This is a genomic window from Shigella sp. FC1967 (assembly GCF_001743005.1).
GTDB lineage: Bacteria > Pseudomonadota > Gammaproteobacteria > Enterobacterales > Enterobacteriaceae > Proteus.
This window is the reverse complement of the sequence record NZ_MIIZ01000610.1, coordinates 1-22,822: the sequence shown is the minus strand read 5'-3', so window position 1 is coordinate 22,822 and position 22,822 is coordinate 1. Positions and strand designations below refer to the sequence as shown.

Annotated in this window: 13 protein-coding genes; 4 read left to right on the top strand and 9 right to left on the bottom strand. The window is 39.9% G+C overall.

Translation table 11 applies throughout. From position 1 onward, the window contains the following. The first annotated feature begins 33 nt into the window (after nt 1-33). From BHE89_RS25225 to BHE89_RS07170, 3 genes are read left to right on the top strand one after another with little or no spacing between them, the layout of a single operon-like run. A complete protein-coding gene (locus BHE89_RS25225; RefSeq protein WP_286145962.1) occupies nt 34-3,504 on the top strand; it encodes an AAA domain-containing protein in 3,471 nt (1,156 codons plus the stop codon). Beyond that, on the top strand, nt 3,491-4,198 hold the full coding sequence (locus tag BHE89_RS25220; RefSeq protein ID WP_286145961.1) for an AAA domain-containing protein: 708 nt from the start codon (nt 3,491-3,493) through the stop codon (nt 4,196-4,198). Before BHE89_RS25225 ends, BHE89_RS25220 begins: the two co-directional genes overlap by 14 nt. Then, a complete protein-coding gene (locus BHE89_RS07170; protein ID WP_077885084.1) occupies nt 4,195-5,550 on the top strand; it encodes a hypothetical protein in 1,356 nt (451 codons plus the stop codon). The genes BHE89_RS25220 and BHE89_RS07170 overlap by 4 nt, the downstream gene beginning before the upstream one ends. 77 nt (nt 5,551-5,627) lie before the next feature. Here BHE89_RS07170 and fbaB read toward each other — a convergent pair whose 3' ends face one another. The 8 genes from fbaB to BHE89_RS07130 form a co-directional block, all read right to left on the bottom strand. Further along, nucleotides 5,628-6,677 (bottom strand): class I fructose-bisphosphate aldolase, encoded by a 1,050-nt coding sequence (gene fbaB / locus BHE89_RS07165; protein WP_069367580.1) that lies wholly within the window; start codon nt 6,675-6,677, stop codon nt 5,628-5,630. Nucleotides 6,678-6,726: 49 nt separating this feature from the next. Continuing rightward, nucleotides 6,727-7,620: a lipid kinase YegS gene (gene yegS, locus BHE89_RS07160; protein ID WP_069367579.1), complete on the bottom strand. Its 894-nt coding sequence runs from the start codon at nt 7,618-7,620 to the stop codon at nt 6,727-6,729. A 292-nt stretch (nt 7,621-7,912) separates the two neighbouring features. Beyond that, a complete protein-coding gene (gene trhP, locus BHE89_RS07155) occupies nt 7,913-9,292 on the bottom strand; it encodes a prephenate-dependent tRNA uridine(34) hydroxylase TrhP (protein ID WP_069367578.1) in 1,380 nt (459 codons plus the stop codon). A gap of 119 nt (nt 9,293-9,411) precedes the next feature. Next, nucleotides 9,412-10,119 (bottom strand): envelope stress response regulator BaeR, encoded by a 708-nt coding sequence (gene baeR, locus BHE89_RS07150; protein WP_069367577.1) that lies wholly within the window; start codon nt 10,117-10,119, stop codon nt 9,412-9,414. Nucleotides 10,120-10,143: 24 nt separating this feature from the next. Continuing rightward, a complete protein-coding gene (gene baeS / locus BHE89_RS07145) occupies nt 10,144-11,520 on the bottom strand; it encodes an envelope stress sensor histidine kinase BaeS (RefSeq protein ID WP_069367576.1) in 1,377 nt (458 codons plus the stop codon). Further along, nucleotides 11,517-14,600 carry a multidrug efflux RND transporter permease subunit MdtC gene (gene mdtC, locus BHE89_RS07140; protein WP_069367575.1) on the bottom strand — a complete coding sequence of 1,028 codons (3,084 nt, stop codon included), beginning with the start codon at nt 14,598-14,600 and terminating at the stop codon, nt 11,517-11,519. The genes baeS and mdtC overlap by 4 nt, the downstream gene beginning before the upstream one ends. After that, nucleotides 14,597-17,728, bottom strand: coding sequence for an MdtB/MuxB family multidrug efflux RND transporter permease subunit (locus BHE89_RS07135; RefSeq protein WP_069367574.1), 3,132 nt, complete (start codon nt 17,726-17,728; stop codon nt 14,597-14,599). The genes mdtC and BHE89_RS07135 overlap by 4 nt, the downstream gene beginning before the upstream one ends. Before the next feature lie 55 nt (nt 17,729-17,783). Further along, on the bottom strand, nt 17,784-18,962 hold the full coding sequence (locus BHE89_RS07130) for an MdtA/MuxA family multidrug efflux RND transporter periplasmic adaptor subunit (RefSeq protein WP_128860369.1): 1,179 nt from the start codon (nt 18,960-18,962) through the stop codon (nt 17,784-17,786). 562 nt (nt 18,963-19,524) lie between these two features. On the opposite strand from BHE89_RS07130, the gene dtpA reads away from it, so the two are divergent. Further along, nucleotides 19,525-20,991 carry a dipeptide/tripeptide permease DtpA gene (gene dtpA / locus BHE89_RS07125; protein ID WP_069367573.1) on the top strand — a complete coding sequence of 489 codons (1,467 nt, stop codon included), beginning with the start codon at nt 19,525-19,527 and terminating at the stop codon, nt 20,989-20,991. Nucleotides 20,992-21,156: 165 nt separating this feature from the next. Here the strand turns inward: dtpA and BHE89_RS07120 are convergent, their stop codons facing one another. Next, on the bottom strand, nt 21,157-22,530 hold the full coding sequence (locus BHE89_RS07120; RefSeq protein ID WP_069367572.1) for an MFS transporter: 1,374 nt from the start codon (nt 22,528-22,530) through the stop codon (nt 21,157-21,159). Nucleotides 22,531-22,822: the final 292 nt, after the last annotated feature.

The following is a 22,822-nucleotide window of genomic DNA, read 5'->3' as shown; positions in this document are numbered from 1 at the left end:
GTTTCTACAAGTCAACGCGGTAACTTAGTTAGAATGCGTTTAACACCAAACGCGGGGCGTGTTGATTTAACCGAATGCTGTTTTGATAATGAAAAAGCGACAAACTTACTTGAGCATTTAATTAACCGCAAGAAAAGGTTGTTTTCATTAGAAGGTGACGTTTTACGTCAACGTGAGAAATTAAATCATCGCTTGTGGCTCTTACAACTTAATACTCAGTCTTACCAACGAGATACAGGTATTAATGGCATGTATTTAGGCTTTCCTTTTTTAGTGCTAAATACACAGCCCAATAAAATAAAGCCACGTATTGCCCCTCTTTTTTTGTGGCCAATATCAATGAATATTTTGGGGGGCGCTCAAGGTGCGGTACAAATTGCATTTGATACAGAGCGTGCATCAGTACGTTTAAATCCTGCTCTTGCGAATTTTGTCGGTATTCCAGCGGTTAATGAATGGCAAAAAGTGCTCGATAGCTTAATGTCACAAACGGGCTTGAGTGTCAGTGAAATGATGAGTACGCTCTCATCCTTATTAACCACCGGGGAACATTCATTAAGGCCGTTACCTTCATTAACTGAGGAAATACCAGAAAACAGTGCTTATATTCATTGTTCTGCGGTGTTATTTCACACCTCTTTTATTGGGCAAATGATAAGTGCTGATTTACAACAAATTGCTAATTTACCAATCAATGGCACTGCGCTTGCAACCATGCTGAAAGTAAATACGCAGGCACAAGCTTTAGAGACACAAGATCCACTTGCAGATAATTATTTGCTCTCTTTGGCTGATCCTTCTCAAAATACCATTATTCAAGCGGCAAGAAAGCAAACGGGGTTATTAATAGAAGGCCCTCCTGGAACAGGTAAAAGCCAAACGATTGTCAACTTAATTGCTGATGCAATAGGGCGACAAAAAACAGCATTGGTACTTTGTCAAAAGCCTGCTGCATTAGATGTGGTATATAAGCGCTTGGTCGCAAATGGTTTACAAGATAGGGTACTGATTATTCATCAAAACCCTAAAGGGCGAGAGATTATTTCAGCGATCAGAGAACAATTGGCATTAGAGCGGAAGCGACAATTGATCGCGGATGTTAAGCAAGATACTTCCTTTGATCGTGATAGAACGCTTAATTTAATTCAATTTTATGAAACAACGTTAGATTCCTACTATAAAGCGTTATACCGAACGGATAAACAATATGATTATTCATACCGAGAAGTGTTGTCTGCACTACTCGAATTAGAATCGCAACAAAAATTAGCAATAAGTTCAGATGCGTTAACCACACTGCTTTCTCAATATAATAAAACAACGTTTGTTCAGCTTATCGATAATTTAACGTTATATGGTTTAGACTGGTATGCAATTAATTATGAAAACACACCATTAAATGGTGTTGTATTGTTTTCACCTGAAAGTACGTTATATCGCCAATTTAATGAAAATATTACGTTGTTTATCGAAGCAGAAAAACAGCGTGATATGGCATATAGTTTGCCTTATCAACAAATCACAATTGATAAATTAACCACTCACGAAACAACACTAGTGCAGTGCAAACAGCAGTTAAAAACTCACAATGAGCAACAATGGGATAATTTATCGCATTGGTTAACGCTGTTTTTAAATGAACAAGGTAAGCAAAATAAAGGAGAACAGATCATTGCTCAATTGGAGCAATTAGAAAAACGTTTACTGCAAATTGATAGTGAAGGTTGCGATCCTTTAATTTTCCGCTTACTCGCGCCATTAGATAATGCAACATTAGCGACGCTATCAAGAGCGGTGGCTGATAAGATCACTCCCTCATTTTTACGCTTCTTAAATCCTTATTATTATAGTAGGAACAGTAAGTTAAAAGATTTTATTGCACAAAGTGGTATAGGCGATAAAGTCGAGCACTATATTACGCTACATAAAACGATCACCACAGAACAACAATGGCGTTTGTTGTATCAAGAATTGCAACCTATTTATCAACAACTAGGGCTAGAACAGCGCCTTGATCTACAAAATACGCCATGGCAGGACACTATTAATAGTGTGATCACGGAGCTTAAAGCTTGTGATGATGATATTGCGATATTAGCGTTATATCCTCAGCCTAAACATTTTGTTGAGTCGATTCAATCAGCCAAAAAACAGGGCTTTGAACAGCAATGTTTAGAAATTGAGAATGCTATTGTTCGTGCTAAAACACAGCAAGTAAGTCTCGCTAAATTAGCAAACTTACAAGAAACCCTCACCGAACAATGTTATCAGCAATTTTATGATGCGATTAACAAAGGTGAATTGCTGACAACTCGATTACAGCAATTAGTCCAAAGTTTGCCTTTTTTAGGCAAGTTCCAGTTATTTCGAGAAAAAACGGCGCATTTTTCCCACGATGATTGGCAAGTTTTATCATTATCGCGCCAGTTAATAGAAGAAAGTGAAAGTTCACTTTCTGATCCAGTAGCGCCTTTAAAAGCAATATTGAGTTATCTGTTTTATGTCGCAGTCAAAACTGAGATTGAATTAAAAAACACGGTATTAAAGACTACGGCTCAACAATTGCAGGAATATATTGAACAATTAACGGAAAATTATCAGCAATTACAAAATATTAATCGCAAGTTGTTAACTGAAAATATCGAGTTATCAAAAATTGAAAATGCGCGTCATTGGGAAACAATAACGCGTTTAACAGGGCCAAGATCATTACGGTTACGCGAATTTATTGATAAAGCGACACAAATGGGATTGTTAAAATTACGTCCTATTTGGCTGATGACACCAGATGTGGCAAGCCAAATACTCCCCTTAAAAGCCGGACTTTTTGACAGCGTTATTTATGATGAAGCCTCACAAATGCCAATTGAATTTGCCTTACCGACATTATATCGCGGTAAACAAGCCATTGTGAGCGGTGATGAGAAACAGATGCCACCTTCATCTTTCTTCAGTGGTAAATTTAATGAAAATGAAGACGACGAAGATAATGATAACGAGGAAGATGAACAACAAGAGAAAAACAGTGAACAATGGGATCCAAGCCAAATTTGCCATTGTCCCGATTTACTTCATCTCGCTCGAACGGTATTGCCGATTCATACTTTAGATATTCATTATCGTTCGGCATTTCGAGAGTTAATTAATTTCTCCAATTATGCCTTTTATGAAAATCGGCTAAATATTCCAGCTCAACATTCAGCGAAAACCATTAGTCGAGTAAAACCGCTACATTTTATGGCGATCAATGGCACCTATGTTAATCAAACCAATGAAAAAGAGGCTTTGGCGATCGTTGAGCATTTAGCAACCTTATGGCAAACGCCTTTTCATAAACGTCCTTCTGTGGGAGTGGTGACGTTTAATCAAAAACAAGCTCAATTAATTAATCAGCATATTCTTGATCGCAATAACTATGATATGGATTTTTTAAAGGCTTACACGGAAGAATGTGCACGCTTGGATAACGATGAAGATATGTCGTTTTTTTGTGAAAAACGTTGAAAATGTGCAGGGTGATGAGCGAGATGTTATTTTGTTTTCGACAACTTTTGGTCGCAATATGCAAGGTACCTTTAGGCGTAATTTTGGTGTGTTAGGGCAAACTGGGGGAGAGCGTCGTTTAAACGTCGCTATCACTAGAGCGAAAAAGCAAGTGGTGATCATGTCATCAATGCCGATTGATGAAATCTCTGACTTATTAAGCACCAATAAACATCCTGAAATTCCTCGTGATTATTTACAAGGCTATTTGACTTACGCGAGTCATTGCCATCAGATTAATAAACAAGAGGAAAATAAACGTTTATTAGCTCGTTTCAGTCGTACGCAAGCTAGTGTGGTCACTCAAGATCAGTCAAACGATCAATTTATTATTGATGTAACTCGCTTTATTCAATCTCAGGGATATCATATTGCACCATCACAACAAGCGGGTATTTTCTCTTTTGACTGTTTAATTGAAGATGAGCAGCAAGGTCAATTACTGATGGGCATTGAGTGCGATATGCCACAACATGAGTGGTTATCTCAGGCGTGTGCACGTGAGTTATGGCGAAAAGAGATTTTGCGTAAAGTGGTGCCTTATCATTATCGTGTTTCGTTGACACAATGGTTTTATCATCGTCAAGAAGCGCAACAACAACTTCTTGAAGCTTTACAACATGCCTCTTTACTGAATGAAAAAGTGAGTAAATGATGAGTTCATCAGTACATTATATTTCTGTGAAAGAAACCACGGTTATCCGCTATCAGCGACAATTAGCGCATAGCAAAAAATACGTCAAGCAATGGAAGGCGTTAGTTGAACAACTCACATATCAAGATGAAAGAGTGAGCCAAATCGAATCTACCTTTAATGCCTTAGTTAAAGATAACCAGCAATTGAATGCATTAGATGCACAATCAGTGAGCCGATTAACGGATAAATTAAGCCAGTTTATTGTGCCATTACGACAAGATATGAAAAATTTACGCGAACAAGTGCTTGAAGAAAAAGCGCTTGCGCGTCATATCCAACAAGGTAAACAAAAATCATCGGCACTGTTAAAACAATTAAAATCACAATTAGCATCCAACAGTATTTTAATGACTGAAATTGAACACAGCGACAATATGAGTGCTGAAGAAATTAGCTTATTGCTATTTCGTGTAACGGGTGAAATTGATGCGCAAAAAGGGCAACTAAGTCCCGCTCAAACAGAATTACTGACGCAATTAAAAGCGCAATCTGTATATACCCAACAATTATGGCAAGGTGGCGAGCCTCAATGCTCATTTGCACAACAGTGTCACCAAATTGAGTTGATGATTGAAAAATTACGACTGGTGGGCAATGAAGCAGAAGCGAATGATAATGCAAGCCAGCTTATTGAAATGCAGACGCTTTTTGATAGTAAAAAACAGCGTTTATTAGCTGATTCAATGATCATGAATATCGCTGAAAGTTTGCGTAATAGTGTAAAACGTATTGAATTAATGGAAGAATTAACACGTTTATGTGCAGAGATTGAAAGCTTTGATGATAAACAGATGTTGACGCTTAGTCGAGAAACAGAAGCGGTTGCTTCATTAGCAACCGCCGAGCAACTTGATGTAATGATCACAAAGCTAAAACAGGCCATTGAAACTCATGAACAGCAACTTTCGATGAGACAGCAATGTGAGGCAGTATTGGCTGGTTTAAGTGAATTGGGTTATGTGGTGCATGAAAATGCAGTTAATTCATGGCTTGATAATGGGCAAGTTGTTGTACCTCATGCCACAATTCCTGATTATGGTTTAGAGTTAGGCGGAAGGCAGGCACGTTTCCAAGCGAGAACGGTGGCGTTAACACACCAACGTGATACAACGCGTGATAAAGATGTTGATGCCATTTGGTGCGGTCAGCATCAGCAATTGCAAAAAATTTTGGCGAAGTCGCACGCCGAGTTATTGATTGAGCGAGCATTGCCGGCAGGGCACAACGTAATGAAAGTGATTGAGAATGAAGATACTGCACATCAACATGCCGTAACACAAGCTCAAAAACCAAAAACATTCAGTCGGTAAAAAATAAATGATAAGTAAAAAATAAATAATAAGTAAAAAGCACTCATTTGAGTGGCTTCCACATTTAAACCTACCAATTAAGCAATAGTGACTGATTTATCTAAATACACATCTTGTACTGCATTAATTAGCGCAACGCCGTCTTTCATTGATTTCTTGAACGCTTTACGCCCTAAGATCAATCCCATACCACCCGCACGTTTATTAATGACAGCGGTACGAACTGCATCCTCAAGGTCATTATTACCTGACGCACCACCAGAGTTAATTAATCCCGCACGACCCATATAGCAGTTTGCTAATTGGTAACGGACTAAATCAATTGGATTTTCAGTGGTGAGTTTGGTGTAAACACGCTCATCAGTATGACCAAAACCAATCGCTTTAAAGCCACCATTATTTTCAGCCATTTTTTGTTTAACGATATCAGCGCCAATCGTCGCGGCTAAATGGTTTGCTTGACCGGTTAAATCAGCACTTGAATGGTAATCTACACCATCTTTCTTAAAGGCTGGATTGCGCAAATAAGCCCACAATACGGTTACCATACCCAATTCATGAGCACGCTCAAAGGCCATTGAAATCTCTTCAATTTGGCGACGGCTTTCTTGTGAACCAAAGTAAATGGTTGCACCCACTGCAACAGCACCCATTTCAAAGGCTTGTTCTACACTGGCATACAAGGTTTGGTCATATTGCGCTGGGTAGCTTAGGGTTTCGTTGTGGTTTAATTTCACAAGAAAAGGGATTTTGTGTGCATAGCGGCGAGAAACAGACGCTAAAACACCATAAGTAGAAGCAACACAGTTACAACCCGCTTCAATGGCTAATTCAACAATATTCTTTGGATCAAAATAGAGTGGGTTTGCGGCAAAAGAGGCGGCAGCAGAGTGCTCAACGCCTTGGTCAACAGGGAGAATAGACAGATACCCCGTTCCTGCTAAACGTCCATGATTAAACAGGGTTTGCATTGAACGTAACACGCTATTAGGGCGATTGTTATCAATCATAACACGATCAACAAAGTCAAAACCTGGCAGGTAGAGATTTTCATTTGGGATAGTTTGGCAACGATGTTCTAATAATGATTTTGCATCAGCGCCTAACAAACTTACTATATCAGTCATTACATACTCCAGTTCATGATGAGATGAGAGTGATTGTCATTTATCTACATTAAGATAACAAGTCACATTGAGGCGGTAACCGGCAGTGGATCGCTTCAGGTAACACAATAAATTCAAATTTATTCCCTAAAAGGGGTTCTCCATCTAAATTAAAGACCATTTCATGAGAAGCACTAATGTTTACCCAATGACTTTCACGCTCGATTATCTTGTCATTTTTTTTACGATCAAACAGGCTATTCAAAAGAGAAGGGAGTAATTCGTGTGCTTCAACAATCGTAATATTGAGTTTATTGTCGTTAATTAAAGCGTCGGGACAGAGTTGTTGTCCTCCTCCTGCTTGACGACCATTACCAATACCGAGAATGAGTGATTCACCTTCCCAGTGAAAATTTTCCGCTTCAATTGTGCAATAATCCGCTTTTAACGAATCGATACTTAAAAGGCCATTAATAAAATAGGCGGCTCCACCTAAGGCTGATTTTAACGCTTTAGGTGTTTCTGTTGTGATTTTGGTTCCAAAGCCACCTGATGCCATATTGATAAAATAGTGCGTCTTATTCACAGAGATAACATCAATAGGGACTGAGCGGCCTTTAACGGCTAAATTAAGGGCATTTTCCATATCGCGAGGAATTTGTGCGCTAGTCGCAAAATCATTTGCTGTGCCTAATGGAATAATGCCCAGTGTTGGTAACGATGAGGGAGAGAGATGAATGAGTTCAGATACAACGCTATTAATCGTTCCATCGCCTCCCGCGGCAATCACCGTTTCGGCTTGCATATCGATAGCTTCTTGTACAAAACGGTGTATATCACTGGATTCCCAAGTCACCCTTACTTGGAGATTAAAACCTTCATCACGTAATTGGTAAACGGCGTTTCTCAATGCACTATTGTTAGCGCTTTTTCCATTAATGATTAGCAAACTAATTTTACTCATTGATGAGTCCTTTTGATTGAATCACTCTTTTAAAGGTAATGGATATCAAGAAAATTACTATTTTTTTTACAAATGATAACGAAAAGGAGGCGTTTTATATAAAAGGGAGGATAAGAAAGGGATAAAAAGAAAAGGCAAATCCAAGGGAGATTGGATTTGCCAAGGAGGTGGTTCCTAGTCTTACTGTATTCATTCTAGTTCTTTATTTTTCGGAACTGATGATACGGTAAACAAATTATTATTGATGTGATCTGTATTTGAAATTGACCACTTTAAATCAGATTATGACGCTTTACTTCACTTCTACCGCATCAATCTTATGCGGTTGACGTGTTGTTGTACCTTGTAGGTTACGGATCAGCAGTGCAAAATCTAAATCAACATCTTCGGGAACAGATAAATACACCATGTGACCATTACCTGGTGCAACATCGGTTGGCTGCTGTTTTTTGTTAAATAGCGTCTCTAGCGTAAATTGAATATTTCCAGTGGGTGTCATTAATTCTAGGCTATCACCTAAAACAAATTTATTTTTCACATCAACTTCAGCTAAACCATTTACACGTTTACCGGTAAATTCACCGACAAATTGTTGAGTGTCAGAGACAGAATAACCATATTCATAAGTTTGGTACGCATCATGGGTATGGCGACGTAAGAAACCCTCTGTATAACCGCGGTGTGCTAACCCTTCTAATGTGGTGAGCAATGTTGGATCAAAGGGTTTACCTGCAACCGCATCATCAATTGCACGGCGATACATTTGTGCAGTACGGGCACAGTAATAGAAGGATTTAGTACGTCCTTCTATTTTTAGTGAATGCACACCCATTTGCGTTAATTGCTCAACGTGTTCAATTGCGCGTAAGTCTTTAGAGTTCATGATATAAGTACCGTGCTCATCTTCGAACGCAGTCATATATTCACCAGGACGTTTTGCTTCTTCGATTAAGTAGACTTTATCTGTTGGTGCGCCAACACCTAGCGTAGGCTCGACGTTTTTAACGGGGATTGGCGTGTATTTTTCAACGATGTTACCTACCTCATCTTCTTTGCCTTCTTCAACTTTATATTCCCAACGGCAAGCGTTAGTACATGTGCCTTGGTTTGGGTCACGCTTATTAATATAGCCAGATAATAGGCAACGACCTGAGTAAGCCATACATAATGCACCGTGAACGAAAACTTCTAATTCCATATCAGGAACTTGTTTACGAATTTCTGCAATTTCATCAATAGAGAGTTCACGAGAAAGGATCACGCGAGTTAATCCCATTTGACGCCAGAATTTTACGGTTGCCCAGTTAACGGCATTGGCTTGTACTGAAAGGTGAATATCCATTTCTGGGAAGGCTTCACGTACCATCATGATCAAACCCGGATCAGACATAATCAGCGCATCAGGTCCCATATCAATGACGGGCTTTAGGTCACGGATAAAGGTTTTTAATTTAGCATTATGCGGTGCGATATTAACCACAACATAGAAGCGCTTACCTAATTCGTGGGCTTCTTGAATACCTTTAGCAAGATTTTCGTGGTTAAACTCATTATTACGCACACGTAAGCTATAACGTGGCTGACCTGCATAAACGGCGTCTGCGCCATAAGCAAATGCATAGCGCATATTTTTTAATGAGCCAGCAGGAGAGAGTAATTCGGGTGTAAACATGGTTAATTTCCTGGTTCTGATTTCAAGTCAGTCCCCCACACATTGGGTAGGGGTATATCATAAAGGGGTGGATTCTAGCGCTTAAGTGTAGCGAGGTTCAATGTATTCCTGAAAAAATATCATCGAAAACGATAAGCTTGGGTTTCCCAACGATAGCCTTGACCATAAATTGAGCGAATAAATTCAATTTGATCGTTCAATTGCTCAAGTTTGCGTCGTAAATTTTTAATATGACTATCAATGGTTCTATCCGTCACAATGCGGTAGTCATCATAAAGATGATCCATCAGTTGATCGCGAGTTAATATTTTTCCAGGTTGAGTGGCTAAAGCTTTTAGTAAACGAAATTCAGCCGTCGTTAAATCGAGGATCTTATTATTGTATTGGATTTGGTAAGCCTGCTCATCAATGACGACGAATTTTTCATTTTGAATAATATCTTGTGGGCGATAAAAACGACGCAATAACGTTTTGACTCTGGCTACCACTTCTCTTGGACTATAAGGTTTGCAAATATAGTCATCAGCGCCAATCTCAAGCCCGAGTAATCGATCAACTTCTTCTGTTTTCGCTGTCACCATAATGATGGGAATATCTGAAAACTGACGCAACTCTTTACAGATCGTAATGCCATCTTTAACGGGCAACATCAGATCTAATAGTATTAAATCGTAGTGTTGCTGTTTTATACAATCGCTCACTTCAGCACCATCTGCTAACCAATGAGTCTGATAACCTGATGCTTGAAGATAATCAATAAGTAATTGGGCAAGTTTGGGTTCATCTTCAACAATCAGGATTGAATAGGGTGATTCAGATACGGTCATTTATTGGCTCAAGGGTTATTAGGCTTAAAGATCATCAGAATATGCAGGTAATTCTATAAGGATTTTCACGCCACCTAAAGAGGACGGCATTGCACTTATCTTACCATTATGGGCTTCAACAATATTTTCGCAAATCGCAAGACCTAAACCAGAGCCACCACTTGCACGATTTCGTGAGTTTTCTGCACGATAAAACCGCTGGAAAACAACGTTATATTGAGCGTTATCTAGCCCTGGAGCACTATCTTCTAATGAAATCAGAACATGATTTTGTGCTTTTTGGGTACTGATATGCAATTGACCACCTGAATAAGTATAACGAACACTATTCTCCAGCAGATTATGGAAAAGCTGGATCAATCGGTCAGGATCGGCTTGCACAATCAATGGAGACAGATCATCTAATTCGGTGAGTAAAGTAATCTCTTTAGTTTGATATGTGTGACGATAAGAAGCCACTGCCAACAAAATGACCTCATTAATATCAATAAAATCTTTACGATAAGTTAAAGAACCTCTGTCTGATAGCGAAAGCTGGTGGAGATCATTAACTAATTTTGTCAGGTTGGTGACTTCAAATAGAAGGGAGTTTAATGTCTCTTTTGTTGGCTTTCTGACACCATCTTGCAGCGCTTCAAGTTCACCTTTTAAAATAGCGAGAGGGGTTCGCAATTCATGTGAGATATCTGCCATATAATCGCGACGAATTTGCTCATTTTTTTCTAGTGTGCTGGCTAGTTGATTAAAATCGGTAGCGAGCTGACTGATTTCATCTTTGCTTGTGGGCGTCACACGAACAGAAAAGTCACCCGCTGCTAATTTATGAGTCGCCTCAACAAGTCGTTTAACTGGGCGTATCATATTGCGAGAAAGAATAAGAGTGATCAATAACGCAAAAAGAACCGTTAAACCAGCAATGACCCAACTGGTACGCAGTTGTTGTTTATCAAAACTGATATCGGCTTCACTGCTGATTTTATCTGCCGCACTGACAATCACCCATCCAACAATTTCATTGTGAAAGGTAATGGGCTTTTTAAATGTTTCTGCGGGAAATTGATTGTCATGCCCAAATAAGCGCTTCATCTCTTTATCAACGATCCAAAATTGCGTACGCCAACCTCTGGGAGGAGGGCCTTCGCTACTTTGACTTATTTGATCAATGCTTCGTAATATTTGATAAAGAGAACGATCATCTCTATTGAGAAAGCGCCAATCTCCTGTCAATGCATATTGTTCAGTTAAGGCTTCAGCTAAAAGAGTTGCACGCTGTTCACTGTTTTTCTTGATATAACCGATGAATCCTTGCTGGAAGCTGCCTCGAATACCAATATGCATAGCGAGAACAACCACCATACAAGTCGCGAAAACCACTAAGAACAGCTTGCTTCTCAATTTCATGCATTTGCCTCTTTTTTGCTGATCCGTCGTTGTTGCCAACGTTCACGCAATCCATCAAAAAATAGATAAATAACAGGGGTTGTATACAGGGTCAGTAGTTGGCTCATTAATAAGCCCCCTACAATGGTTATTCCTAACGGTTGTCTTAATTCAGCACCATCTCCGCTACCTAACATCAATGGTAATGCACCAAATAATGCGGCAAGAGTTGTCATAATAATAGGACGAAAACGTAATAAACTGGCTTGAATAATGGCCTCTTTAGCTGACAATTTGCCTTCACGCTGTGCTGTAATTGCAAAATCCACCATAATAATGGCGTTTTTCTTCACAATACCAATAAGCAACATAATGCCAATAAGTGCGATCAGACTAAAAGGTGTATTAAAAAGCTGTAATGCTAATAAGGCACCCACACCAGCAGAAGGTAGGGTTGATAAAATAGTCAGCGGATGAATATAGCTTTCATACAGTACACCTAATACCAAATAGACCGTTACAATCGCCGCTAAGATAAGAATGAGTTGTGATTTGATGGTTTCTTGGAAAATTTGTGCGGTACCTGCAAAAGAGCCTCTGACGGTATTCGGTACACCTAGCTCTGTCATTGTACGTTCAATAGAATTAATGGCATCAGCTAATGTATAGCCTTCAGGAATATTAAAGGCAATAGTTGAAGAAGCAGATAATCCTTGGTGATTAACACTTAATGGGGCATTAGCGGGATACCAACTCGCAAATGCGGATAATGGGATACGTTCACCTTGATTATTGACCACATACATTTTATCTAACGCCGAAACATCTTGGGTGTATTGTTCAGAGACTTCCATGACCACTTTATACTGATTTAGTGGCGCATAAATGGTGGATATTTGACGCTGACCAAAAGCATTGTTCAGTAGATTATTGGCATCACTGACATTAATACCTAATTGCGACATGGTATCGCGATCGTAAGTCAGTGCCATTTCTGCGCCTTTATCTTCTTTATCAGAGTTAACGTCTACAAGTTGAGGCAATTCACCTAACGCTTTACGGACAATAGGCTCCCATTTACGCAACTCGCTTAAATCATCAGCTAATAATGTAAATTGATAACTGGCATTGGCTTGACGCCCGCCTGCTCGAACATCTTGCACTGGCATTAAAAAGAGGTTGGCACCGGGTTCATTGGCTAATTTTGCCCGTAGGCGATTAATTACTTGATTGGCGCTATCAGTACGCTCTGATAATGGATTAAGAGAAATAAACATAAATCCACTGTTAATACGCCCTCCACCGGTAAAACCCGTTACGCTATCAACGTCTTTATCTGCATTAATTTCTTGCATAAAACGGGTCATTTTTTCTTTCATCGATTGGAATGAAATACTTTGGTCTGCACGTACAAATCCCATTAAGCGACCCGTATCTTGATCGGGGAAAAATGTTTTGGGGGCACTGATATATAAATAGGCATTTAAGCCTAACGTGGCGAAAAAAATAGCCATAATCCAGCGTCGATGGCGCAATGCGGCTTGTAATGTGACACTGTAACCTTGCTGGGCGCGGAAAAGCAACTTACCAAAGCCTCGTAAATGTGATTGGGCTTTAGGCTTCATGCCTTTTAGTAAATGCGCACACATCATGGGCGTTAGCGTAAGAGAAACAAATAGCGAGATAGCAATAGCGGTTGTTAAGGTGATGGCAAACTCTTTAAACAATCGCCCAACAAGACCATCCATTAACAGTAATGGAATAAAAACGGCAACAAGAGAAATACTCATCGACAGGACAGTAAAACCAACCTCACCAACGCCTTTTAAAGCGGCATCTTTGGGTTTTAAACCATTTTCAATATGACGAGAGATATTTTCAAGTACCACAATAGCATCATCAACCACAAAGCCCGTCGCTACGGTTAATGCCATTAATGAAAGATTGTTTAAACTAAAGCCACAAAGATACATGGCTGAAAAGGTCCCAATTAATGAAACGGGAACAGCAACGGCAGGGATCAGCGTGGCACGACCTGAGCGTAAAAATAAGAACACAACTAAAATCACGAGCGCCACAGCAATGGCTAACGCTCGTTCTACTTCAGCTAGGGATGCGCGAATAGTCGGGGTTCTATCTTGTGCTACTTTTAAATCAACACTGGCTGGGATCAACTCACGTAAGTCAGGAAACTCATTACGAATGCGATCCACGGTTTCAATGATGTTGGCACCCGCTTCACGACGAATAACGAGCAAAATCGCAGGTTCTCCGCCACTCATTCCCGCCGCTCGAGCGTTTTGTACTGAATCGGTAACTTGTGCCACATCACTTAAACGTACAACAGCATCTTGATTATAATGCACAATCACAGGACGATATTCTGCTGCTTTGCTGAGCTCATCGTTAGTTTGGATTTGCCAACGCTTCTCGTCATTATTTACAAAGCCTTGAGGTCGTCGCACATTCGCTTGGTTAATGGCTTTTCTGACATCATCGAGGCTGACATTTTGGTTAAATAACGCATCAGGATTGAGGGCGACACGTATCGCTGGCAATGAGCCACCACCGACAGATACTTCACTGACACCTTCAATCTGCGAGATTTTTTGTGCCAATCTTGTTGAGGCGAGATCGTAAAGTTCCCCTGTATTTTGGATATCAGAGGTGAGCGTTAAGATCATAATCGGTGCATCAGAAGGATTTGATTTATAATAACGTGGTCGGCTTGGCATGCCTGAAGGTAATAAGCTTTGTGACGCATTTAATGCGGCTTGTACATCACGAGCTGCTGTATTGATATCTTTGTTTAAATCAAACACTAGAGTAATACTGGTACTGCCAAGCGAACTGCTTGATGTCATCTCATCAATACCCGCAATTCGCCCTAGGGAGCGCTCAAGTGGTGTTGCCACAGAAGATGCCATCGTTTCTGGTGATGCCCCTGGTAATGAGGCGTAAATATTAATAACGGGATAATCAACTTGTGGCAATGGGGCAACAGGGAGCAACATGAAACCTAATGCACCACATAGCGAAATCGCCAAGCTGAGTAACGTCGTTGCGACGGGACGTTGAATAAAGAGGGCGAAAAACTTCATGATACAGCCCCGTTATTATTCTCAACGTGTTTATTACGGTTGATATAGAGCGATAACTTATCAAATAATAGATAAATAACGGGGGTCGTAAATAGCGTTAAGATTTGGCTCATAATTAAGCCACCAACCATACAAACCCCTAATGGCTGACGTAACTCGGCTCCTACACCGGTACTTAACATTAAAGGTAAGGCACCTAAAAGCGCCGCCATTGTAGTCATTAAGATTGGTCGGAAACGTAATAGACATGCTTGATAAATAGCTTCGTAAGGGGTTAAACCTTGCTCTCGTTCAGCGGCAAGGGCAAAGTCTATCATCATGATCGCATTTTTCTTTACGATCCCGATGAGTAAGATGATCCCAATAATTGCAATAATATCCAGCTCATTGCCCGCGGCGATTAAAGCTAATAATGCACCAACACCCGCTGTTGGCAGCGTAGATAAAATAGTGATAGGGTGAATAAAACTCTCATATAGCACGCCTAATACAATATACATTGCCACAATTGCCGCGATAATCAGCCACAAAGTACTCGAAAGCGCACTTTCAAATGCCAGTGTTGCCCCTTGGAATTGGGTGGTGATATCTCTTGGCATAGAAATTTGCTCTTCAGCTAATTTTACAGCTTTTACGGCTTCTTCAAGAGAGGATTGTTCAGCGACATTAAATGAGAATGTTGCTGAAGGAAATTGCTCTTGATGATTAATAGAAAGTGGTGCTAAGCGTTGCTCTACGGATGCAATAGACAATAAAGGTACCATCGCCCCCTCTTTGCCGGTCAAATGCACGGCTGAAAGAGCCTGTAGTCCATCACCATTACGAATATCTTGTTCTAAAACCACGCGATACTGATTAGCTTGAGTATAGATAGTGGAGATTAAACGCTGACCAAAAGCGTTATAAAGTGCATTATCTATATCACTCATCGAAATACCTAAACGGCTTGCTGAGTCTCTATCTACTTTGATATACGCCATCATGCCGTTGTCTTGCCAATCACTGCTGATATCGGTCAATTCAGCGCTATCTTTTAGTGCTTGGGAGAGCTTTGGCACCCAATAAGCCAATTCATCTAAGGATGTTGCTTGTAGCGTGAATTGATACTGAGTACGAGAAACTTGCGTATCAATTGTCAAATCTTGAGTCGGTTGCAGATAGAGCGTCATGCCTGAAATAGCCGCAATGCGTTCTTGTAAACGAGGAATAATCACATCTATCCGATCATCACGCTGATCAAGGGGTTTTAGCGTGATTTGTAATCGTCCTGTATTGAGTGTTGCGTTGCTTCCATCAATCCCTACAAAGCTAGCAATATTATCAATAGCGGGATCATCAATTAATTTATCAACGACTTGCTGCTGTTTTTCTACCATTGCTTGATAAGAAATGGATTGTGAGGTTTCAATGGTTCCTTGCAATAACCCGTTATCTTGTAGTGGGAAGAAGCCTTTAGGAATAAACATATAGAGCAATACAGTGAGCACTAATGTGCTCAGTGCGACACCAAGCGTTATCCATTGATGGTTTAAAACACGTTTGAGCCAAACGGCGTATACCGCAATCATTCTTTCAAAGAAACGCTCGCACGCCATTTCAAAACGATTGTGTTTGATTTCATTTTCAGGCTTTAGCAATCGGGCACACATCATTGGCGTTAATGTGAGCGAAACGACAGCAGAGATTAAAATGGCGACAGCAAGAGTGATTGCGAACTCTCTAAATAAGCGTCCGACAATATCGCCCATAAATAACAGGGGGATCAGTACGGCAATAAGAGAGAAGGTAAGGGAAATAATGGTAAAACCTATTTCGCCAGCCCCTTTTAACGCGGCTGTTAATGGTTTATCACCACGTTCAAGGTAACGGGAGATATTTTCAATCACAACAATGGCGTCATCGACAACAAAGCCCGTGGCAATGGTCAATGCCATTAAGGTGAGGTTATTGACAGAGAATCCACAAAAATACATCACGGCGAACGTACCGACTAATGAAAGCGGTACAGCAATACTTGGAATTAAGGTGGCGACACCATTACGTAAAAAGAGATAAATGACCATCACCACAAGGGCGATAGCTAAACCCAGTTCAAACTGCACATCTTTAACAGAAGCACGGATTGTTGTGGTTCTGTCTGTTAAGATCTCAACATTAACGGATTTTGGTAAATTAGAAACTAAATCAGGTAATAAATTACGAATATTATCAGTAGTATCAATGACGTTAACGCCGGGTTGACGTTGAACATTAATAATAATTGCTTGCTTATTATTCGCCCATGCACCGAGTTGATTATTTTCAGGTGCTTGTTCTATTGTTGCGATATCAGATAGACGAATTGGGGCGCCATTTTTATAAGTAACGATTAATTGACGGTAGTCTTCTAATGATTTCATCTGATCATTGGCGGATAACGTCACAGAGCGAGTGGGTCCATCAAGGCTCCCTTTTGCTGAGTTAACGTTCGCATTATTGATGGCTACACGAATTTTTTCGCTATCTAAACCGTAAGATGCAGCGGCTTGTGCATTAAGTTTGATTCTAACCGCAGGGCGCTGCCCACCCGCTAAAGAGACTAAACCAACACCATTAACTTGTGAAATTTTTTGCGAAATACGGGTTTCAACCATATCTTGCAACTGTGTCATGGGTAATATTGAGCTTGTCACCGCCAAGGTTAAAATAGGCGGATCTGCGGGATTTACTTTGCTGTAAATCGGTGGATACGGTAAATCGGATGGTAGCAGATTAGTGGCCGCATTTATCGCAGCTTGGACTTCTTGCTCTGCAACATCTAATGGTAATGTTAATTGGAACATCAGTGTGATCACTGATGCACCACCAGAACTTTGTGACGACATCTGTTTTAATCCAGACATCTGTCCAAATTGACGCTCTAATGGAGCGGTAACTGCTGATGTCATTACATCTGGGCTTGCTCCTGGATAGAGTGTAACGACCTGAATAGTGGGGTAATCAACTTCAGGTAATGCAGAGACGGGCAACATACGATAGCCAACAATCCCTGCAAGGAGTATGGCGACCATAAAAAGGGTGGTTGCAACAGGGCGCAGAATAAATAAGCGAGAGGGGCCCCCACTTGTACCGTGTGTTTTCTCGGTCATTACGCTTTCTCCGCAACAACACGGTTATTATCTTTCGTCTTTGGTGCTGTGGGGGTCACGATATCAACTTTGCACCCTGTGTTAATCTATCCACACCATCGGTTACAACCCGCTGTTCTGCCGATAAACCCGAAGCTATGACGACTTTTTCTGCATTTTGTAATGCCACTTCAACACGTAATTTACTCACTTTATTTTCGCTATCGACAACCCAAACAAAGTGACCTTCATTACCCATTTGCAGCGCCGCATTAGGAATAACGACTGCTTTTTCTAATGTGGTGACATAAAGACGGACATTAACAAATTGGTTAGGGAATAACGTTGTCTCTTGCTGAGGGAAACGTGCTTTTAATTTAATGGTGCCAGTTGTTGCATCAATTTGGTTATCAACACTAAATAATTTGCCTTTAGCTAATTCAAATTGGTTATTTCTATCTAATGCGGTGACGGGTAAATCGGCATTATTTTTACGCGCTTGAATAACATTCGCGAGATCTTGTTCTGGTAATGTAAAGAGCACATCAACAGGATCCATTTGATTGATAACGACGATAGGTGTAGAGGAGCCACCAGAAATATAATTACCAACATCAACTTGTTTTAAACCCACTTGACCTGAAATAGGCGCGGTGATTTTGCTGTAAGTGAGTTGTAATTGTGCATTACTGATAGCCGCTTCATCAATACGGATGCTAGCTTCAGACTGTTTAACTAAAGCTTGTTGATTATCCAATTCTTGTTGTGAGACTAAATTGGTTTTCGCTAATTTTTGATAACGTGCTAAATCAAGACGAGCATTAGCTAATGTTGCTTGATCTTTTGCCAGTTGTCCTTTGGCTTGAGCTAATTGAACTTCAAAGGGGCGAGAGTCAATTTCCGCTAATAAATCACCTTGTTGAACGTGTTGTCCTTCCGTGAAATGTAATGCCATTAATTGACCTTCAACACGGCTAGTGACGGTGACACTGTTAGTGGCTTTAACCGTTCCTAAAGCAGATAAAAACTGGGGAACATTCTCTTGCGTTGACATTGCAACTTGAACAGGTGGTAAAGGTGGACGACGAGATCCAGAGGTACCTCGACTTTGTGAGTTTGCTGCTTGAGCCCCTTTATTTTCAGGTGATGCTGTTTTTGCTGCATTAAATTGCCAATAGGCGTAACCCCCTGCGATGACGACAATTAAAGCGATGATGAGAGAAACTCTTTTTTTAACATTTTTGTTTTTATTCATTACTTTTGTGATCTCACTGGCAACTAGCTAATCAGAAATACTGAAATGAAAATCTGGAATGGTGACATTCTACCTGTTTCTTCATCGTTAAAAATGAAGGAAATATGGAAATTAAGTCAAGGAATGTGTTTTGTTGGCGCTATTTTAATCAATTAAAACGTATTGCTACTGGCATTATTCTATCGTTGTTATTCAATAAACGTTAATTGAGCAAAAAGAGCAATAAGCAGTAGCGTAGCTTAATTGTTTATATGGAGATAATTAAGTGGAAAATAATTTATTGATTATCAGTAAGTTATTTTGTTTGATGTTTTTTTAATCGCATAACTATTTTGTACAAATGCCTGTAACTATGATAAAACGCAATAGTTAGTTATAATTCTTAGATAATTATGCTTTCCAGTGATAGAATGCCAACCTTGTTTTTCTCTGCGTTGAACTCTTTTCAAAGAATAACAATCCAGTATGAAATTCACCGAGCTTTAACTCTGTCTTGAATAACGAAATTTTTGTAAAAATTAGCCTAAATATAAAGGCGTAATAGAATAATTAGAGGTTTTTAGTGTCAACTGCAAACACACCTGACGATGGACAAAAACCGAGCCTGAATGCATTTAAACAGCCTCGTGCGTTTTATCTCATCTTCTCAATCGAATTATGGGAACGTTTCGGTTATTACGGCCTACAAGGGATCATGGCCGTTTACTTGGTTAAAATGCTGGGCATGGGTGAAGCAGAAGCTATCACCGTTTTTGCTGCATTTACCGCATTAGTTTATGGTTTTGTTGCTATCGGTGGATGGCTTGGGGATAAAGTCCTTGGTACTAAAAGGGTTATTATTCTTGGCGCAATCGTACTGGCAATTGGTTATGCGATGGTAGCATTTTCTGATCACAATAAAGACGTGATTTATTGGGGACTTGCAACGATTGCAGTAGGTAATGGTTTATTTAAAGCTAACCCATCTTCATTATTAGCCACTTGCTACGAGAAAGATGATCCGCAATTAGACGGTGCATTTACGATGTACTATATGTCTATCAACGTAGGTTCGTTTTTATCTATGTTAGCAACGCCATGGTTAGCGGCTAATTATGGTTGGGATGTTGCATTTGCATTAAGTGTTGTTGGTATGCTGATCACCTTAGCAAACTTTATGGTTTGCCGTAGTTGGATCAAAGATAAAGGCTCTAGACCTGATTTTGAACCGCTTAATTATTTAAAATTATTATTAACGCTGGTGGGTATCGTCGCTTTAACGGCTGTATCGACTTGGCTATTACATCATAATGAAGTGGCAAGTTGGTCTTTGGCGGTTATCTCACTCGGTATCATCCTGATTTTTGCACGTGAAACCTTTATGATGAAAGGTGCTGCTCGCCGTAAGATGATTGTCGCGTTTTTGCTGATGGTTGAAGCCGTGGTCTTTTTCGTTCTTTACGATCAAATGCCAACATCGTTAAACTTCTTCGCAATCCATAACGTTGAGCACTCAATTTTAGGTTTTAGCGTTGAACCTGAACAATTCCAATCATTGAATCCATTCTGGATCATGTTAGCAAGCCCATTATTAGCGGCAGTTTATAACTTTATGGGTGATAGATTGCCGATGCCATATAAGTTCACCGCAGGGATGTTCTTAAGTGCGACGGCATTCTTAGTGTTACCACTGGGTGCAAGCATGGCAAATGAAGCGGGTATTGTGTCTTCATGGTGGCTAGTCGCAAGTTATGGTTTCCAAAGCATTGGTGAGCTAATGATTTCAGGACTTGGTCTTGCCATGGTTGCTCAACTTGTACCGCAGCGTTTAATGGGCTTTATTATGGGTGCTTGGTTCTTAACTTCGGCAGCGGCTGCAATTATTGCCGGTAAAGTGGCGAGTTTAATGGCAGTACCAGAAGATGTACAAAGCGCTCACGCTTCATTAGAAATTTACAGCAGTGTATTCTTACAAATCGGTATTGTAACGGGTGTTATCGCAATTCTAATGCTGATCACGGCGCCTATGCTAAGTAAAATGACACAGTAATTTGTGCCATTAAAAAACAAAGTTTAAGAAAAATAAAGGATGCTATAAGGCATCCTTTTTTGTTTATTTATTGCCATCGAATGCAGCATAAAAAAATACCGCCTTTATTAAGGGCGGTATTGTATTCGGGGACGGATAGAACGATGCGTTGATATTGATAAAGGTCTAGCCGCTCACTTTATCAATCTGTAATGCAACCTCTTTTTCTCTGGTTGTCGGTTTTACTGCTGTCCACCCTTTATAAGCTAAAGGTAAGAAAGCGACAGCAATTGCTAATAATGATACGCCAGCAACATAATATGCACCTGCCATTGCTGTTTTTTCTAACCATATTCCTGTTAACATTGGTGTTAATCCACCGAACAAGGCATAAGCCATATTATAAGCAAAAGATAAACCAGAAAAACGAATTGATGGTGGAAATGCTCTTGTGCTAACGATAGGTGTAGTTGCAATCGCGCCTACAAAAAAGCCCATCAAACCATAGTTAAACGCTAATTGAAAACTTGACATCGCTGCATCTAAACTGCCATAGAAATGGAATGCAGTAAGAATTAAACCGCCCCATGATAATGTCATTGATGCACGTGTTCCTAATTTGTCACCAATCCAACCCCAGAATATGCAACCTAAGGTTAAAGTTAATGTTGCAACACAGTTTGCTTCTAATGACGTTGTTCTATCAATTTTATAGATCCCTTCAACAATGACACCGGGTGTCATCAAAATGGTGACAACGATAGCGGTTGATAAAGACCATGTTAATGCAGCTGTAATTAAGCATGCTTGCTTATGACCCTTAATAACTGAAACCACAGGCATTTCTTGTGCTAACGCTTTTTTTGCCGCCATTTCTTTGAAGATCGGGGTTTCTTGTAAAAAGCGACGTAAGTAAACAGAGATTAAGCCAAATACGCCCCCTAAAATAAAAGGAATACGCCATGCAAAATCATTTACTTCTTGAGCGGTATAGCTACGTTGAACGATAATTGCCACGATTGAGCCTAATAAAATACCGCCTGTAATACCCGAGGTTAATGTTCCTACACCTAAACCATAACGTTGTTTGGGGGTGTGCTCTGCGATAAACACCCAAGCACCAGGCATTTCACCACCAATGGCGGCACCTTGCATAATGCGCATTAATAACAACAATAATGGTGCTGCAACACCAATGCTGGCATAAGTGGGTAATAAACCAATCACTAATGTGGGTACAGCCATTAAGAAGATACTTAAAGTAAACATGCGCTTACGTCCAATAATATCTCCGTAGTGCGCCATAATAATGCCACCCAAAGGGCGAGCAAGATAACCTGCGGCAAAAATACCTAATGTCTGCATTTGTGCAATAAAAGCGTTATCGCCAGGAAAGAACAAGTGGCTCAATGTTTTCGTAAAGAACACGAAGATCACGAAATCATAGAACTCCAATGTTCCCCCTAGTGAGGACAAACCCAACGTTTTATAGTCGTTGCGATTCAATGGTCTTGCCGTAGGTTGACTCAACGGCTGAGTGGAGTGTGATTGTGATGTCATAATAACAACCTATAATAATCATCGTGATAAAAATATTAAGTAATAAGATCACCATTAGATTCTTTTTAAGTTAGCAAATAAAATAGGGTGAAAATAAATAACTGTGAAAGGTTATTTAAAAACTATTTATGCGAGAAAGAATAATATTGTGATGATAGTTTAAGTTATAACAGGAAGCTCTTAATAATGTAAATAGGTGAAATTAAAACAACATTATTAACTGTTTTTTTTACCACTGTTTGTTGTTATTGTTTTAGTTGATTGACTTGAGTAAATTTAAATTTCATTTTAT

Bases quoted from the DNA above. Each gene is read 5' to 3' on its own strand.
- BHE89_RS25225 (WP_286145962.1), top strand. From the start codon at position 34: ATGCGTTTAACACCAAACGCGGGGCGTGTTGATTTAACCGAATGCTGT.
- BHE89_RS07170 (WP_077885084.1), top strand. From the start codon at position 4,195: ATGATGAGTTCATCAGTACATTATATTTCTGTGAAAGAAACCACGGTT.
- fbaB (WP_069367580.1), bottom strand. From the start codon at position 6,677: ATGACTGATATAGTAAGTTTGTTAGGCGCTGATGCAAAATCATTATTA.
- yegS (WP_069367579.1), bottom strand. From the start codon at position 7,620: ATGAGTAAAATTAGTTTGCTAATCATTAATGGAAAAAGCGCTAACAAT.
- trhP (WP_069367578.1), bottom strand. From the start codon at position 9,292: ATGTTTACACCCGAATTACTCTCTCCTGCTGGCTCATTAAAAAATATG.
- baeR (WP_069367577.1), bottom strand. From the start codon at position 10,119: ATGACCGTATCTGAATCACCCTATTCAATCCTGATTGTTGAAGATGAA.
- baeS (WP_069367576.1), bottom strand. From the start codon at position 11,520: ATGAAATTGAGAAGCAAGCTGTTCTTAGTGGTTTTCGCGACTTGTATG.
- mdtC (WP_069367575.1), bottom strand. From the start codon at position 14,600: ATGAAGTTTTTCGCCCTCTTTATTCAACGTCCCGTCGCAACGACGTTA.
- BHE89_RS07135 (WP_069367574.1), bottom strand. From the start codon at position 17,728: ATGACCGAGAAAACACACGGTACAAGTGGGGGCCCCTCTCGCTTATTT.
- BHE89_RS07130 (WP_128860369.1), bottom strand. From the start codon at position 18,962: ATGAATAAAAACAAAAATGTTAAAAAAAGAGTTTCTCTCATCATCGCT.
- BHE89_RS07120 (WP_069367572.1), bottom strand. From the start codon at position 22,530: ATGACATCACAATCACACTCCACTCAGCCGTTGAGTCAACCTACGGCA.